The sequence below is a fragment of the Streptomyces sp. 1-11 genome (assembly GCF_007176755.1).
In the GTDB taxonomy this organism is placed as follows: domain Bacteria; phylum Actinomycetota; class Actinomycetes; order Streptomycetales; family Streptomycetaceae; genus Streptomyces.
Genome location: NZ_BJTV01000005.1, coordinates 43,764 through 58,893 on the forward strand (window position 1 = coordinate 43,764; position 15,130 = coordinate 58,893).

Genomic DNA, 15,130 nt, shown 5'->3' on the forward strand with positions numbered 1-15,130 from the left:
GTAACCGGGCGGGGCGGGGCGGGCGGAACTTTGTCGACCAGTTGTGACAGCGGCGGGACCGGGCCCCGGGACCTACCCTTGAAGCATGCTCGCCCGGCGACGGCACACCTACTTCGCCATGATGGGGACCTGCATCGGCCTCTTCGTCCTGGCGTGGGGAGTGGTACGCCTGTGGTCGGTCCCGGCGGCCGTGGGCATGTGCGTGGTGGCCATGGTCATCCCGCCGGTCGCCGCGGTGATCGCGAACCGGCGTGGCCCCGACGACCGCTGGTGGGACGACCCCTCCGGCGACCCGAAGTCCGACGAGTGGTGGGACGAGCTGGACGGCCGTAAACGTCGCAGGTAGGGGGCCCGCATGGCATCGGCACGGCTGTCCACGGTGGTCCTCGACGCGCCGGACGCGCATGCGCTGGCCGGCTTCTACCTGCGGCTGCTCGGCTACGTCGTGCGCGCCGAGGAGCCCGACCGGGTGCTCATCGGGCCGCCCGGCGGCGGCACCGCGCTGTCGTTCCAGACGGAACCCGCATACGTCCCGCCGGTCTGGCCGGCCCCTGCGCCGGGCGGCCGGCGGATGATGCCGCACCTCGACATCGAGGTCGACGACCTGGCGAGCGAGACCGCACGCGCGCTCGCCGAGGCGCGACGCTGGCCGCGCACCAGCCGCAGACCGATGTCCGGGTCCTGCTGGATCCCGCCGGGCACCCCTTCTGCCTGTGGACCCGGCAGGAGGAGTGAACCGGATGGGGCGCGGCCCCCGAGGCCGGCCGCGACGCTTTCTCAGTAGACGAGCGCCTGGGTCCCGTCGGCCAGCGCCTCCTGCACGAACACCTGCGCGCCCGCGATCCGCACGCCCTCGAGGACGTCCTTCTCGGTGATCTCGCGCCGGGCCGCGCACTGCGTGCACAGGGTGATGCGGCCCGCGGCGAGGATCGAGTCGATCAGATCCGGCAGCGGCGCGGCGTGCGGCAGCTCGAACTCCGCGGCCCGCCCGGGCAGCGCGAACCAGGACGACTCCCCGGTCAGCCACAGCGAGACCTCGACCCCGCTGGCGACGGCGACCGCCGCCACCGTGAACGCCTGCGAGCACCGCTCGGGGGCGTCGGCCCCGGCAGTCACCTTGATCACGAGCTTCTTCGCCATGGCCGAATCGTAGACAACACCGGTACCGGCGCGGTGCCGGACGCCGGAGTGACTCCGAGGGCCCACCTCGTAAGGAGGGCCGGGTCCCGGCCGCGTAAGCTGGGGCCCGGCTCTGTCGTACGCCCACCCTCGCTCAAGGAGCACCCGTGGAGATCTTCTTCGAAACCCTGCTGGTCCTGGTCTGCGTCGGCGTTCTCGCCTTCGCCGGTCTGACCGTGAAGAAGCTGTACCAGGGCCAGCGCTGACCACTCCTACCCAGGAACTCTGCCGATCATGATCGAGATTCCGTCCGACCTGCACAAGGACCTCGTCCCGCTCGCCTTCCTGCTCGGCAACTGGGCCGGCGCGGGCGTGCACGACTTCCCCGGCTCTCAGAAGTGCAACTTCGGCCAGGAGGTCACCTTCAGCCACGACGGCCGGGACTTCCTGGAGTACCACTCCCGCACCTGGGTGCTGGACAACGACGGCAACAAGGTCCGCCCGCTGGAGTCGGAGTCCGGCTTCTGGCGCATCGACGCCCAGCGCCGGGTCGAGGTGACGATGACCCGCGACGACGGCGTCGTCGAGATCTGGTACGGCGAGATGGCCGACAAGAAGCCGCAGATCGACCTGGTCTCCGACACCGTCGCCCGCACCCCCGACGCCCCGCCCTACAGCGGCGGCAAGCGGCTGTACGGCTACGTGAAGAGCGACCTGATGTGGGTCGGCGAGAAGCAGACCCCCGAGGTCGAGCTGCGCCCCTACATGTCGGCGCACCTGAAGAAGGTCGTCACCCCGGAGGACGTCGAGCGCTGGGCCAAGGCCCTGCCCGACGACATGCCGGACGACGGCATCGCGTTCTTCAAGTAGGCCCCGGCCGTCCGGCAGGCCCGCTTCGGGCCTGTCGGCCAGTGAGCCGGGCCGGCCGGTGGCTCTAGACTTTCCGGTGTGGTGAGCACCGACTGGAAGAGCGACCTCAGGCAGCGCGGCTACCGGCTCACGCCGCAGCGGCAACTCGTGCTCGAAGCCGTGGACACCCTGGAGCACGCGACGCCCGACGCCATCCTCGGCGAAGTGCGCAAGACCGCCTCCGGGGTCAACATCTCCACCGTCTACCGCACGCTGGAGCTGCTCGAGGAGCTCGGCCTGGTCAGCCACGCCCACCTCGGCCACGGTGCGCCCACCTACCACCTCGCCGACCGCCACCACCACCTGCACCTGGTGTGCCGGGACTGCGAGAACGTCATCGAGGCGGACGTGGAGGTGGCCGCGGACTTCACGGCCAAGCTGCGCGACCAGTTCGGCTTCGACACCGACATGAAGCACTTCGCGATCTTCGGGCGCTGCGAGGACTGTTCCCTGAAGAGTTCAACTACCACGACGTAGGCTTGTTCATATGAAGAGCCCTCTGCTGTCCCTGCCCGGCGCCGTCCCCGGCGAGGGCGCGGACGAAGGCGTCGCCGCCCACTACGGCGACCTGTTCCGCGAGCAGCGCGCACTCGCCGACGGCGCCGGTTTCGTCGACCTGTCCCACCGCGGCGTGGTCACCGTCACCGGCGAGGACCGGCTGAGCTGGCTGCACCTGCTGCTCACCCAGCACGTCAGCGACCTCCCGGCGGGCCAGGCCACCGAGGCCCTGATCCTCTCCGCCAACGGTCACATCGAGCACGCGCTCTACCTGGTGGACGACGGCACGACGGTCTGGGCCCACGTGGAGCCCGGCACCGAGCAGGCGCTGATCGCCTACCTGGAGTCGATGAAGTTCTTCTACCGGGTCGAGGTCGCCGACCGCACCGCCGACATCGCGGTGGTGCACCTGCCCGCCGGCTCCATCGCCGAGGTGCCCGAGGGCGTCGTCGTGCGCGAGACGGCGTACGGCCGTGATCTCTTCCTGCCCCGCGCCGAGCTGGAGCCCTTCGCCGGGAAGTCCGGCCCCGCCGCCGGCCTGCTCGCCTACGAGGCGCTGCGCGTGGAGCACCACCGCCCCCGCCTCGGCTTCGAGACCGACCACCGCACCATCCCGCACGAGCTGGGCTGGATCGGCACCGCCGTCCACCTCCAGAAGGGCTGCTACCGCGGCCAGGAGACGGTGGCCCGGGTGCAGAACCTGGGCAAGCCGCCCCGGCGGCTGGTGTTCCTCCACCTCGACGGCAGCGAGGTCCACCTGCCGGTCCACGGCACCGAGATCCGGCTCGCGGACGAGGGCCCGGACGGCCGCCGGATCGGCTTCGTGACCACGTCCGCGCGCCACCATGAACTGGGCCCGGTGGCGCTGGCCCTGGTCAAGCGCAACGTGCCGCTCGACGCCCGGCTGGTGGCCGGGGAGACGGCCGCCGCCCAGGAAGCGATCGTCGAGCCGTAGGCGTCCTCGCGCGAGCCCGGCACGGGCGGACGAGTGGCCCTAGATCTCCAGCAGCACGGTGAACGGGCCGTCGTTCGTCAGGGACACCCGCATCCGCGCCCCGAACCGTCCCGTCGCCACCGTCGCGCCCAGCGCGCGGAGCTGGGCGACGACCTCGTCCACCAGCGGCTCGGCGACGTCGCCGGGCGCGGCCGCGTTCCAGGTGGGGCGGCGCCCCTTGCGGGCGTCGCCGTAGAGGGTGAACTGGCTGACGACGAGCAGCGGGGCGTCGATGTCGCTGCAGGACCGCTCGTCCTGCAGCATCCGGACCGACCAGAGCTTGCGGGCCAGCTGGGCCGCCTTCTCCTTGGTGTCCTCGTGGGTCACGCCGACCAGGACGCACAGGCCCTCGCCCTCGATCGCGCCCACCGTCTCGCCGTCCACGACGACGCTCGCGCCGTCCACCCTCTGCACCACCGCACGCATGCGGACCATCATGCCGGGTGGCCGGTTCCCGGACACGGTCGGCCCATTATTGATCCTTACGCCCCCATGTGGGGCCGTTCGGGGGCACTCGGTCACATCGCGGCGACTTGTGGTGGCACGATGCTTCCCACACGCCGGTCGAGGGGACGGTCACACGCACATGAGCACACCGAGCACCGGGTGGCTGGAGACGCACCGGCCGCCCGCGCAGCGCGGCGAGGGACAGCCCGGCCCCCCGCCGCCCGCGGAACCCGCCGATCAGGACCTGACCCGGCTGACCCTGCCCGAGCTGCGCACCGTGCGCCGCGACGCCCAGCGCGACGAGGCGGACCTCAGCTACGTGCGGCGGCTGCTGCAGGGCCGGATCGACATCCTGCGCGCCGAACTCGCCCGCCGCGGCCGGGCCTCCGTGCCGGCCCCCGCCGACGCCTCCGTGGTGGAGCGGCTCCCGGAGATCCTCACCGACGCCCCCGCCCGGCAGCGCTCCTCGGCCCGGCACGTCACGCTCGGCACCCCGCTCAACGAGGAGTACCGGCTGCTGGCCGCCGAGATGCTCGGCGAGGTCGAGCTGTCGGACCTCGGGGCCCGCACCGACCGGGAGCTGACCACCGCCCTCGGCCGCCTGATCGGCTACGAGCAGGAGGTCTCCCGGCGCCGCCAGCACCTGCAGCACGTCATGGACGACTGCAGCGGGGAGATCGCCCGCCGCTACCGGGTGGGCGAGGCACAGGTCGACGACCTGCTGAGCTGACCCCTCGGGGGCCCGGGCGGCCCGCGGGAAATCCGCGCGACAGCGCCCGCGCCGCCCACCTACGGTGACCCCCATGACGAACGACGTCCGTACGGTCACCGAAGCCGACTTCGAGGACTGGCTCCGCGCGCTGAACACCGGTTTCCTGATGGAGCCGGCGACTGCGCCCGAGCTGCTGGAGGCGCACCGCAGGCGCTTCGGCGCGGGCCGGCCGCTCGGCGCCTTCGAGGACGGCCGCTGCGTGGCGACCTTCCGCTCCTTCTCCCAGGAGGTCACCGCCGTGGGCGGCGCCGCCGTTCCCGCGGACGCCATCACCAACGTCAGCGTCAGCCCCACCCACCGCCGGCGCGGCCTGCTCAGCCGCATGATGGCGCGGGACCTGCGGGCGGCGAAGGAGCGCGGTGACGTCGTCGCCACGCTGATCGCGGCCGAGTACCCGATCTACGGCCGCTACGGCTTCGGCCCGGCGACCTGGACCACCCAGTGGACGGTCGAGGTGCCCCGCAGCGGCCTCGACCCGCGCTGGTCGGGCCCGGAGGACGGCGGCCGGATCGACCTGGTGGACGGCGAGGACGTGCGCAAGCTCGGGCCCGAGCTGCACGAGCGGATCCGCCGTGCCCAGCCCGGGGCAGTCAGCAGGGACGAGCTGTGGTGGCAGCTGAAGACCGGTGCCGTCCGCCTCGACGGGAACTGGACCGAGCCGTTCTACGCCGTCTACCGGGCGGCCTCCGGCGAGGTCGAGGGCCTGGTGTCGTACGGGGCCGACGACCGCTGGCACGACAAGCAGCCGCACCACACCGCGGACGTCAAATGGCTGCTCGGCGCCACCCCGGCGGCCGAGCGGGCGCTGTGGCGGTTCCTGTGCTCGATCGACTGGATCACCAAGGTCAAGAGCGGCTGGCGCGGCCCGGACGACCTGCTGCCGTTCTACCTGCCCGACCCCCGCGCGGCCCGGGTGACGGTGCACGCGGACTGGCTCTGGGTGCGGATCCTGGACGTCGTACGGGCCCTGGAGGCGCGCACGTACGAGGGGGCGGGCTCGCTGGTGCTGGAGGTCGTGGACGCGGACGGCCTGGCCGGGGGGACGTTCCGGCTGGAGGCCTCGCCGCAGGGCGCCTCCTGTGTGCCGGCCGGCGGGGCGGACGCCGATCTCACGCTGCCGGTGGGGGAGTTGGGCAAGGTCTGGCTGGGGGACGAGTCGCTGGTGCGGCTCGCGGCCCTCGGGCGGGTCCGGGAAGAGCGAGAGGGCGCCGCCCGGAAGGCCGACGCCCTGCTGCGCGCACCCGGGCGACCGTGGTGCCCGGACATCTTCTGACCGTCGAGTCCCTTCTGCCGGTGACGCGTGCTGTTCATCCGTAGCGAGCTGTTCGGTTGTCACGGTGTTCGGTTGTCACGGTGTTCGGTTGTCACGGTGTTCTGTTGTGGCTGTGCGATGCCGTGTTCAGTTGTGACTGTGCGGGCCGTACGGGCTGTTCAGTTGTGACTGTGCGCTCCGGTGGCCGCCCCCTGCCCGGGCTCCCGGCTCCCCTCCGGAAGGGAACCCGGTCGGCCAACCACTGAGAAGCCTGACCATGTCGCCCAAGTTGGCGACCAACTTCACTGTACTTATCTCCGTTTGGAAGCGGCTCATAACCACCTTTCCGTGAACTGCCGCAAGATGGCGCGAAGTTGTACTGTTTGTTCGTGGACCCGGAACACGCCTCCGCCAATGGGCGGAAGAGGCCACAGCGGTCACGCACGTCACACCGCGAGGTGGCCGACGAACTGCGCGCCCGGATCAGGTCCGGGGAACTGCGGCCGGGCGAGCGCATGCCCACCCAGGCCAAGCTGGCCGACGAGTTCGGCGTGGAGCGCGGCGCGGTGCGCCAGGCCCTGCGCATCCTGCAGTCGGAGCATCTGCTCACCGGCGTGTCCAAGGGCGCCCCGGCCATCGTGGCCGCCCTCGCCCAGCAGGCCAGGCCCGACGCAGGGCCCGCGGCCGGACCGCTGCCCACCATGGTGGGCCTCACTCCGCGCATCGCGGCTGCCTTCGCCGCGCCGCACGTCGAGATCGACGCCCTGTGCCTGACGTCCGTCTCGCTCACCCTGGCCATCGGGGAGCCGCTGCGGCAGATCCACGCCGGCCGACTGAAACCGGCCAAGATCGACGTGCGCGTCCTGCTGCCCTCCCGCGACATCGACCTCGCCTTCCCGGCACCGGTGGACGACGCCTCCGACGGCGGGCTGCTGCACCGGCGCTGGCTGGAGATGCGCAACGCCCAGGGCCAGGTGCTGCGCGACAACCTGCTGGCGCTGCGCACCACGCACGGCATCGAGGTGCGCGTCTCCTTCCGGGCCCTGCCGTTCACCCCGCCGGTCAAGCTGTACCTGCTCAACGGCGCCGAGGCGCTGTTCGCCTACTACACGCTGACCCGGCGCGAGCGGGAGATCGGCCAGGAGCACCTGCAGCTCTACGACGCCGAGGGCACGCGGTCGATGCTGTTCCCCTTCGCGCAGGGCGCCGGCCTGCGCGACACCACGTTCGTGGAGCAGTCCCACCTGTGGTTCAACGCGCTGTGGGAGACGATCAGTTCGGAGCTGCTGCTGACGCCCTAGGCGCGTCACCAACCTCTCCGGACAGCACACCTAGGGCTTGTCGGACAGGCCCTGGGGGCGGGGCGGCCGGGACCGGTCACAGGGCCGGGCCGGCGAGCAGCAGGGCGAGCAGCACGGCGCCGGCGGAGCTGACCGCCGGGCTCTTGGCCTTGGTGCCCACGGAGAGCAGCAGCAGGCCGACCAGGCCGACGGCGCCGTACTTCCATTCGACGAGCTGTTCGAAGCCGACGACGAGGACGGCGCAGAGGAGCGCGAGGACAGGCATGGACGTTCCCCCTCTCGGTCTGCCAACTTGACCAAGTTGGCAACCAACTATGATTAAGTTGTCCCCACTTGGCAGGTACTCGCAAACAACTTCGCAACAACTCCCGGCAAGTGGAGCAGGGTTGTAGCGTTTGGTCGTGGCTCAGGAGAACGTGGCAGTGAACGGCAGCGGACGGCTCACGTCCCAGGAGATCGCCGACGTCCTGCGGGAACGCATCCGCACCGGCGCCCTGCGGGCGGGGGAGCGCCTGCCCACACAGGCCGAGCTGGCCGAGGAGTTCGGGGTGGAGCGCGGCGCCGTGCGGCAGGCCCTGCGGGCACTGGCGGACGACGGCCTGCTCAGCAACGTCAGCAAGGGCAGCCCCCCGCGCATCGCCGAGCCCGCCCCCGCCCACGACGAGCCCCAGCCGACGATGGTGGGTCTCGCCCCCCGGCTGACCGAGGCGTTCGCCGCCCCGCACGTCCGCATCGACGCCGTGTGCCTGACCGCGCAGAGCCTGATCCCGGCCCTCGGCGAACCGCTGCGGCTGATCCACGAGGGCCGCATCCGCCCGGGGCGGATCGACGTACGCGTCCTGCTGCCGTCCCGGGACATCAACCTCGCCTTCCCGGTCTCGGTCGAGGCGCACGGCGACGACGACCCCGTGCACCGGCGCTGGCTGGAGATGCGCAACGCCCAGGGCCAGGTCCTGCAGTACAACCTGCGGGCGCTGCGCTCCACGCACGACATCGACGTCAAGGTCACCTTCCGGGCCCTGCCCTTCACCCCGCCGGTCAAGCTGTACCTGCTCAACGGCACCGAGGCGCTCTTCGCGCACTACATGGTCACCCGCCGCGAGGAGCCCACCGACTCCGGCGTCCTGGAGATGTACGACACGCTCGGCTCCGAGTCCCTGCTCTTCTCCTTCGAGAAGCGGGCCGGTCAGCGGGACGCGGCGTTCGTGGAGCAATCGGAGAAGTGGTTCGACGCCCTCTGGGAAACCATCACGACGGACCTGACACTCTCCTAGTGACTTCTGATGCGACGCGGACCGAACCGGTGACGGAAGAGACCGAGGGCGAGACCGAGGAACTGCGGAATCTGATCAGACGCGCACGGGTCGTGCTGTGGGACTTCGACGGGCCGATCTGCCGGCTCTTCGCCGGGCACTCGGCGGAGCGGGTGGCGGCCGACCTGGCCCGCTGGCTGGAGGGCCGGGGGCTGCACGGCCTGCTTACCCAGGAGGAGCGGGAGTCCCTGGACCCGCACGTGGTCCTGCGGGCCGTGGACCGCAGGCACCCGGGCAGCGGCCTGGTCGGCGAGCTGGAGGAGCGCCTGACCCAGGAGGAGCTGCGGGCCACCGGGTCGGCGATGCCCACCGCCTACGCCGACCCGCTGATCCGCACCTGGACGGCGGTCGGCTCACGGCTCGCCATCACCACCAACAACTCGCCGCGCGTGGTGCGCGAGTACCTGGCGGGCCGCGGCCTGGTGGGCTGCTTCGCCCCGCACATCTACGGCCGCAGCGAGGACCTCCAGCACCTCAAACCGGACCCGCACTGCCTCAACCGCGCCCTGGAGGCGATGGACGCGGCCCCCGGGACCGCCCTGATGATCGGCGACACGCCCTCCGACCTGTACGCCGCGAACAGCGCCGGCGTGCCCTTCCTCGGCTACGCGCGCAACGAGCGCAAGGAGAAGCTGCTGCAGGAGGCCGGCGCCGCGCACACCGTGCGTTCCCTGCGGTCGGTACTCAGGCAGGTGCGGGCTCAGGCCTGAGCCATCGGCAGAGTGAACCGGTCCGGGGCCGCCTCGCCGAACAGCGCGGGGGCCCCGGCGGGTGACCCGGGTGCGTTAGCATTCCCGCACCGCTGAACCGGTCGGTCTGTTCCCCGCGCACGGAGACGGCGAACCAGCACGTCCGGCGACCGGCTTCGAAGCCCGGCGGACCACCCGTTGTGATTATTCGAGGCCGGCTCTGGTCGTCCCTGGCACCACCTGCACCTAACGTTTGTCGTACCTTCCGTCTCTCTCGCGCGAATCATCCGGAGCGGCCAGTGGGCGTACCCTCTCTTCCCCGTCGGCACCCCGGGGAAGGCGCCTGGCCCGGCGCCGTCAGCGCATTCGTACGCACGGCCGCCGAACGGGGCGTGGCGAGCAGGGGGCACCACAACCAGAACTACGTGCTGCCGGTCACCGAGGACGTGCGGCGCCTGCTGGGGAGTGACGCCGGGACCTCCGTCACGGTGCGGGTCCGCCGGCGTGACGCGCTGCCGGTCGTGATCAGGACGTGGCAGGACGAGTCCGCGATCCTGGACGCCATCAAGGGCATCCTGCCGCACGTCCCGCGGTGCCTGGCCAAGGGCGACGGGTACGCGATCCACAGCTATGTCGAGGGCGTACCGCTGTCCAGCGTGTGCGAGGACGGCAAGCCGGTCGACGCCCTGCTCGTCAGGGCCCTGGCCGGGCTGCTCGCGCAGATGGCCCAGGTGCGCAGGGAGGCGCTGCCGCCCCTGCCGGCCGCCTGGCCCCGCAACGACAAGGACAGCCAGGGCTTCCTGCAGACCCTCGCCCACCTGGCGGACCACCAGATCAGGCGGGCGAACTGGCCGGGCTTCGGCGGACTGTTCGCCTCGCTCGGCATCCCCGAGGACGCCCTGACCCGGTTCGCCGAGCGGGTGCCGGCCATGGCCCGGCGGCCCTACAGCCTGCTCCACGCCGATCTGCACCGCGACAACCTGATCATGTCGTACGACGGTGACCCGCCCCTGATCTGCGTCGACTTCGAGCTGGCGACCTACGGCGATCCCCTGCACGACCTGGCCACCCACCTGGTCCGCATGCAGTACCCGCCGCACCAGTGGAACGAGGTGATCGACGCCTGGGCGGACGCCGTGCGTCTGGTCCGCCCGGCGGCCGTCAACGGACTGGCCAAGGACCTGCGGCACTACATCGCCTTCGAGCGGGCGCAGTCGGTCTACCCGGACGTGATGCGCGCGGCCGACTCCCTGCACGCGTCGCCCGACCAGAAGAGCCTGGACGACGCGACCGCGGCGGTGCGGCGCGCCCTGGAAGCGGCGGCCGGCCCGCTCTGCCTGAGGAACCTCCCGGACGTGCGCGAGATCGAGCGCATCCTCTTCCGCTGGCGTGCCGCGAGGAACGGCGGGCGCGGCCTGTCCGCCGAGATCAGGTACTGGCACCACGACCAGCGCGTCCCAGAGCGCCCCGACTTCCCGCACTCCGCGGTGCGCCAGGCCCTGTTCGCGGAGGGCGCCACGCCCGCTGGCCGGGTCTTCAAGGGCACCGGCCACCTCAACTCGGTGGTCCGGGTCCCCGACGTCGACTTCCCCGTCGTGGTCCGGCGCAAGGTGGCCAACGTCTGCCGCCGGGAACGCGGCTTCCTGAGCGAGCACGCCGTGCTCCGGGCCATCGAGCTCTCCCGCGTGGGCGTGGCGGCCCCGAAGCTGCTGGCCCTGGGGACCAGTTACCAGGGGGAGCAGTTCGCCATCCACACCTACGAGGGGCCGCGGGACGGTGAGCACCCCCCCGACCACCCCGTGCACGGTCTGCTGCCGCACGAGGCGGACCGGCTGGTGGACCAGCTCCACGCCCTGACGCGGGTGGGCTACGAAGGGCTCGACCCGGCGGCCGGCGAGGGGGACTTCTACGGCTGGCTGAGCGAGCAACTCGTCCTGCTGGTGGAGGAGCTGCCCAAGGAGTCCCAGCAGTTGGCGCGGCTGTTCGGTCTGCCCGACGGCGCCCGGCTCCGCCAGATCCTGGCCCGGCACACCGTGAGCCGCCGGGAGCCCGCCCTGCTGCACGGGGACCTGAACCCCTGGAACCTGGTGCGCCGCACGGACCAGGTCGCGCTGACGATCATCGACTGGGAGATGGCGGTGGTCGGCGACCCGCTCTACGACCTGGTCAGGCACATGCACCTCACCCCGACCCGCCCGGAGATCCGGGACCGCATGTTCCAGCGCTGGCAGAAGCTGCTGGCACCCGCGCACACCGTCGACTGGCTGAAGGACTGGCGCGTCTACCGCTGGATCGAGATCGTCCGCTCGGCCTACGTGGACCTGGACCGCCTGGTGACCGGCGCGAGCCTGGACGCCCCCAACGTCCGCCGCGCCGTCGACTCGTACGCCATGACACTGGCCGCCGCGACCGCCTCCCTGGGCCTCCCGGTCCGCCGCCCCATCGTGAACCCCTATCTCGCCCGCGCCCTGGCCTGAGGGGGCCGTGGGCCGTCGGACACGCCTGGACGCCGTGCCCGCCCGGTCGCTGTCGGGCTGGGCGGTTTTTCGGTGGGTGGGTGGAGGGGGCACTCTGGACGGTGATGCTGCTCTTTCTCGACGTCGACGGGCCGCTCATCCCGTTCGGGGCGGCGGACCGGACCTATGCGTGCTACGACCGGGGCCTCGCCGGGCCGCCGGGGGCGCACGCGCATCCGCTGCTGAGCCGTGTCGACCCGGGCCTCGGCGCGCAGCTCAGCCGCCTGGGCTGCGAACTGGTGTGGGCGACCACCTGGATGGACGACGCCAACGACTGTCTCGCGCCCTGGCTGGGACTGCCCGCGCTGCCGGTGGTGCGCTGGCCGGACCGGGACGAGCCGCCCGGCCGGCTGCACTGGAAGACCCGCCCGCTGGTCGCCTGGGCGGCGGGCCGTCCCTTCGTCTGGATCGACGACGAGCTGACCGGGACCGACCGTGCCTGGGTCGCCGCCCACCATCCCGCGCCCGCCCTCCTGCACCGGGTCGACCACCGGTACGGCCTCACCGGCGCCGACTTCACGGCCGTGGCGCAGTGGCTGCGCCGGCCGGTCCCGCCGGGCGGCGGGCGGCGGCGTCGCTGAGGATCGCCTCGAGCCGGGCCCGGCACTCGGCGACGAACGCGGGCCAGGTGTGCCAGTAGTAGGGGATACCGCTGACCCCCACCGCGATCGCCCAGGCGCGGGCGCGCGCCCAGGTCGTGTCGTCGAGGTCGAGCGCGTTGCGGTAGGCCTGCCGCGCCCGCGGCGGCAGGTCCCACACGGGGGCGTGCTCGGCGTCGGGGAAGCCGACCGAGAGCGCTCCAAAGTCGATGACCGCGTGCAGCCTGCCGTCCCGGACCAGGAGGTTGCTCGGCTTGAGGTCGCCGTGCAGCCATACATGGGGTCCGGAGGGGTCGGGCAGGTCGAGCGCGGCCCGCCACAGCCGTTCCAGGGTGTCCACGTCCAGAGCGGGGCCGACGGTGGCCCGGCAGTCCGCGAAGGCCGCGCGGACCCATTCGTCGCAGGAGCGCAGGGTGCCGCCGCGGTACCAGCTCAGGTCGCCCGTGCGGGTCGCGCCCATGAGCCCGATGCCGTGCAGTTCGCGGACCACCGCCGCCAGGTCGGCGCCGAACGCGGCCCAGTCCCGGACGGTGTCCGGGCCGGCCTCGTCACCGTCGATCCAGCGGTGCACGGACCAGGCGGCGGGATAGACCTCGGTGGGCGTCCCGGCGTACACGGGGTCGGGGACCGGGCAGGAGAGGAGGGGCGCCAGGCGGGGGAGCCACTGCTGCTCCTTGCGCACGGCCCGCCCGCCGGCGGTCCGCGGCAGCCGTACCAGCAGGTCCTCGCCCAGCCGGTACATGGTGTTGTCGGAGCCGGCGCCGGCGGGCGAGAGCGGCAGGCCGGCCCACTCCGGGCGCTGGGCGCGCAGCAGCGAGCGGACGAGCCCCTCGTCGACCGCGATCTCGTCGTCGTGAAGCGTCACGGCGGCAGTCTCCCGGCTGCCGGGAGCGGGCGGCCACCGAGTTTCCGCCGGGGCCGCGCTCCGGAAAGGGGCCCGCGGGGCGGGTGTTGGGGCGAGCGGGTGAAGTCCGCGGGTGGCGTGGCGCACTCTTGCAAGCGGATGCTTGCAATTGTTAGCGGCGGTGGTGCATGGTGGAGGCATGGCATCGCTCAACGTCGGCAATCTCGGTGAGTACCTGCGCGAGCAGCGGCGAAACGCCCAGCTCTCGCTGCGGCAGCTCGCCGATGCCGCCGGGGTGTCCAATCCGTACCTGAGCCAGATCGAGCGCGGGCTGCGCAAGCCCAGCGCGGAGGTGCTGCAGCAGGTCGCCAAGGCGCTGCGCATCTCCGCCGAGACGTTGTACGTCCGCGCCGGCATCCTCGACGCCGAACGGGACCGGGACGAGGTGGAGACGCGCGCCGTCATCCTCGCCGATCCCTCGCTGAACGAGCGGCAGAAGCAGGTGCTGCTCCAGATCTACGAGTCGTTCCGCAAGGAGAACGGATTCGGGGTCGGCGAGCCGGCGGCGGAGGACGGGGAAGCGGCGGAGCGGACCGACGGCACCGACGTCCCGGGCGACACCGCCGTACGCGGCACCCGCACGGCCGGCGGAAGTGATGCCGGTCCGCGGCGGACGGCCGGATAGCCGGACCAGGGCCCGGCCGCCCAGACCGCGGACACTCAACCCTCAGCCGAACGCGAATCCGGGAGGACCATCACCATGGCCATCACCGACGACCTGCGCAAGACCCTCAGCGACCCGAAGCCGCTCTACTTCGCCGCCGGCACCGCCGACCTCGCGTTCCAGCAGGCCAAGAAGGTGCCCGCCCTGGTCGAGCAGCTCCGCGCCGAGGCGCCGGCCCGCATCGAGGCGGTGCGCAACACCGACCCGAAGGCCGTGCAGGAGAGGGCCGCCAGCCGGGCCAAGGAGGCCCAGACCACCCTGCAGACCAAGGTGAACGAGTTCATCGGCACCCTCGACGTCGACCTGAAGAAGCTCGGCGAGAACGCCCAGGACCTCGCGCTGCGCGGGGTCGGCGTCGCCGCGGAGTACGCCGTCAAGGCCCGCGAGGCCTACGAGAAGGTCGCCGAGCACGGCGAGCAGACCGTGCGGAACTGGCGCGGTGAGGCCGCCGAGGAGATCGAGGACCTGGCCATCGCCGTCGAGGGCAAGCCCGAGCCCGGCGAGATCCGCACCGAGCCGAAGCCGGCCGCGGTCAGGACCGAGCCGGCCGAGGTGCACAAGCCCACGGTGAAGGAGTCCGTCGTCAAGGAGGCCGCGGCCAAGGACTCCGACGCGAAGAAGACCCCGGCGCCGCGCAAGGTGACGCCGAACGCGAAGAAGCCGACCCCGCCGGCCAAGTGAGCACGTCCGCGACGACCTGAACGGTCCGGGCACCCTCGGGGTGCCCGGACCGTTCTCCGGGTACGGTGACCGCGTACGGATCGGGAGACAACGGGCGGTGGGCAGCATGCTGATGTTGGGCTTCACGGGACTCATGGGGATCTTGAAGATCGTCATGATGGCCCTCGCCGCGTTCGGGCTGTTCGACGCCGCCTTCCGGCGCGAGGACGCCTTCCGCGCGGCCGACAAGCAGAACAAGGTCTTCTGGCTGATCATCCTCGGCATCGCGCTCGTGGTCAGCTACCTGTTCTCGCTCCTGTCCATCCTGCCGATCGCGGGTGTGATCGCGAGCATCGTCTACATCGTCGACGTGCGCCCCGCGCTCAAGCAGGTCTCCGGCGGCAGCGGCTGGGGCCGCCGCCGCGGCGGAAGCAGCAGCGACGGCCCCTACGGGCCGTACAACGGCGGCCGCTGAACGCCCGGCGTCCGGGCG

At 72.1% G+C, this 15,130-nt stretch carries 18 protein-coding genes and 1 pseudogene; 15 read left to right on the forward strand and 4 right to left on the reverse strand.

The window, feature by feature from the left end; all coding sequences use genetic code 11:
* The first annotated feature begins 85 nt into the window (after positions 1-85).
* Positions 86-346 carry a DUF3099 domain-containing protein gene (locus TNCT1_RS12055; protein ID WP_143630898.1) on the forward strand — a complete coding sequence of 87 codons (261 nt, stop codon included), beginning with the start codon at positions 86-88 and terminating at the stop codon, positions 344-346.
* Between the two features lie 9 nt (positions 347-355).
* A pseudogene (locus tag TNCT1_RS12060) lies at positions 356-735 on the forward strand (VOC family protein).
* Between the two features lie 42 nt (positions 736-777).
* On the opposite strand, the gene TNCT1_RS12065 reads toward TNCT1_RS12060, so the two are convergent.
* On the reverse strand, positions 778-1,140 hold the full coding sequence (locus TNCT1_RS12065; protein ID WP_143630899.1) for a DsrE family protein: 363 nt from the start codon (positions 1,138-1,140) through the stop codon (positions 778-780).
* A 273-nt stretch (positions 1,141-1,413) separates the two neighbouring features.
* On the opposite strand from TNCT1_RS12065, the gene TNCT1_RS12075 reads away from it, so the two are divergent.
* The 3 genes from TNCT1_RS12075 to TNCT1_RS12085 all read left to right on the forward strand — a co-directional run bounded on the left by TNCT1_RS12075 (position 1,414) and on the right by TNCT1_RS12085 (position 3,481).
* A complete protein-coding gene (locus TNCT1_RS12075; RefSeq protein WP_143630900.1) occupies positions 1,414-1,989 on the forward strand; it encodes an FABP family protein in 576 nt (191 codons plus the stop codon).
* A 78-nt stretch (positions 1,990-2,067) separates the two neighbouring features.
* The gene (locus TNCT1_RS12080; protein ID WP_143630901.1) at positions 2,068-2,505 is read left to right on the forward strand and encodes a Fur family transcriptional regulator; all 438 of its coding nucleotides are present in this window, start codon (positions 2,068-2,070) and stop codon (positions 2,503-2,505) included.
* Positions 2,506-2,515: 10 nt separating this feature from the next.
* Positions 2,516-3,481 (forward strand): folate-binding protein YgfZ, encoded by a 966-nt coding sequence (locus TNCT1_RS12085; RefSeq protein ID WP_143630902.1) that lies wholly within the window; start codon positions 2,516-2,518, stop codon positions 3,479-3,481.
* A gap of 39 nt (positions 3,482-3,520) precedes the next feature.
* Here TNCT1_RS12085 and dtd read toward each other — a convergent pair whose 3' ends face one another.
* Positions 3,521-3,946, reverse strand: a complete 426-nt coding sequence (gene dtd / locus TNCT1_RS12090) for a D-aminoacyl-tRNA deacylase (protein WP_143630903.1) — start codon at positions 3,944-3,946, stop codon at positions 3,521-3,523.
* Between the two features lie 160 nt (positions 3,947-4,106).
* Between dtd and TNCT1_RS12095 the strand changes: the two genes are divergently transcribed.
* From TNCT1_RS12095 to TNCT1_RS12105, 3 genes are all read left to right on the forward strand, one after another.
* Positions 4,107-4,697 carry an aerial mycelium formation protein gene (locus TNCT1_RS12095; RefSeq protein ID WP_143630904.1) on the forward strand — a complete coding sequence of 197 codons (591 nt, stop codon included), beginning with the start codon at positions 4,107-4,109 and terminating at the stop codon, positions 4,695-4,697.
* A 73-nt stretch (positions 4,698-4,770) separates the two neighbouring features.
* Positions 4,771-6,012 carry a GNAT family N-acetyltransferase gene (locus TNCT1_RS12100; RefSeq protein WP_143630905.1) on the forward strand — a complete coding sequence of 414 codons (1,242 nt, stop codon included), beginning with the start codon at positions 4,771-4,773 and terminating at the stop codon, positions 6,010-6,012.
* 362 nt (positions 6,013-6,374) lie between these two features.
* Positions 6,375-7,292 (forward strand): winged helix-turn-helix domain-containing protein, encoded by a 918-nt coding sequence (locus TNCT1_RS12105; RefSeq protein WP_143630906.1) that lies wholly within the window; start codon positions 6,375-6,377, stop codon positions 7,290-7,292.
* A gap of 76 nt (positions 7,293-7,368) precedes the next feature.
* Here the strand turns inward: TNCT1_RS12105 and TNCT1_RS12110 are convergent, their stop codons facing one another.
* Positions 7,369-7,557: a hypothetical protein gene (locus TNCT1_RS12110; RefSeq protein WP_143630907.1), complete on the reverse strand. Its 189-nt coding sequence runs from the start codon at positions 7,555-7,557 to the stop codon at positions 7,369-7,371.
* 130 nt (positions 7,558-7,687) lie between these two features.
* Here TNCT1_RS12110 and TNCT1_RS12115 point away from each other — a divergent pair, with 130 nt between their 5' ends.
* The 4 genes from TNCT1_RS12115 (at position 7,688) to TNCT1_RS12130 (ending at position 12,391) form a co-directional block, all read left to right on the forward strand.
* Positions 7,688-8,566 (forward strand): winged helix-turn-helix domain-containing protein, encoded by an 879-nt coding sequence (locus TNCT1_RS12115; RefSeq protein ID WP_235902550.1) that lies wholly within the window; start codon positions 7,688-7,690, stop codon positions 8,564-8,566.
* A gap of 29 nt (positions 8,567-8,595) precedes the next feature.
* On the forward strand, positions 8,596-9,315 hold the full coding sequence (locus TNCT1_RS12120) for an HAD family hydrolase (RefSeq protein ID WP_235902553.1): 720 nt from the start codon (positions 8,596-8,598) through the stop codon (positions 9,313-9,315).
* 278 nt (positions 9,316-9,593) lie between these two features.
* Positions 9,594-11,771: an aminoglycoside phosphotransferase family protein gene (locus TNCT1_RS12125; RefSeq protein ID WP_143630909.1), complete on the forward strand. Its 2,178-nt coding sequence runs from the start codon at positions 9,594-9,596 to the stop codon at positions 11,769-11,771.
* 104 nt (positions 11,772-11,875) lie between these two features.
* Positions 11,876-12,391, forward strand: coding sequence for an HAD domain-containing protein (locus TNCT1_RS12130; RefSeq protein WP_143631483.1), 516 nt, complete (start codon positions 11,876-11,878; stop codon positions 12,389-12,391).
* Here TNCT1_RS12130 and TNCT1_RS12135 read toward each other — a convergent pair.
* Positions 12,327-13,274 (reverse strand): aminoglycoside phosphotransferase family protein, encoded by a 948-nt coding sequence (locus tag TNCT1_RS12135; protein ID WP_143630910.1) that lies wholly within the window; start codon positions 13,272-13,274, stop codon positions 12,327-12,329. The genes TNCT1_RS12130 and TNCT1_RS12135 overlap by 65 nt on opposite strands.
* Before the next feature lie 178 nt (positions 13,275-13,452).
* Here TNCT1_RS12135 and TNCT1_RS12140 point away from each other — a divergent pair, with 178 nt between their 5' ends.
* From TNCT1_RS12140 to TNCT1_RS12150, 3 genes are all read left to right on the forward strand, one after another.
* On the forward strand, positions 13,453-13,938 hold the full coding sequence (locus TNCT1_RS12140) for a helix-turn-helix domain-containing protein (protein WP_143630911.1): 486 nt from the start codon (positions 13,453-13,455) through the stop codon (positions 13,936-13,938).
* 75 nt (positions 13,939-14,013) lie between these two features.
* Entirely contained in the window at positions 14,014-14,658 is a 645-nt protein-coding gene (locus TNCT1_RS12145) for a hypothetical protein (protein ID WP_143630912.1), read from the forward strand.
* A 106-nt stretch (positions 14,659-14,764) separates the two neighbouring features.
* A complete protein-coding gene (locus TNCT1_RS12150) occupies positions 14,765-15,112 on the forward strand; it encodes a DUF2516 family protein (RefSeq protein ID WP_174266253.1) in 348 nt (115 codons plus the stop codon).
* Positions 15,113-15,130 lie beyond the last annotated feature (18 nt).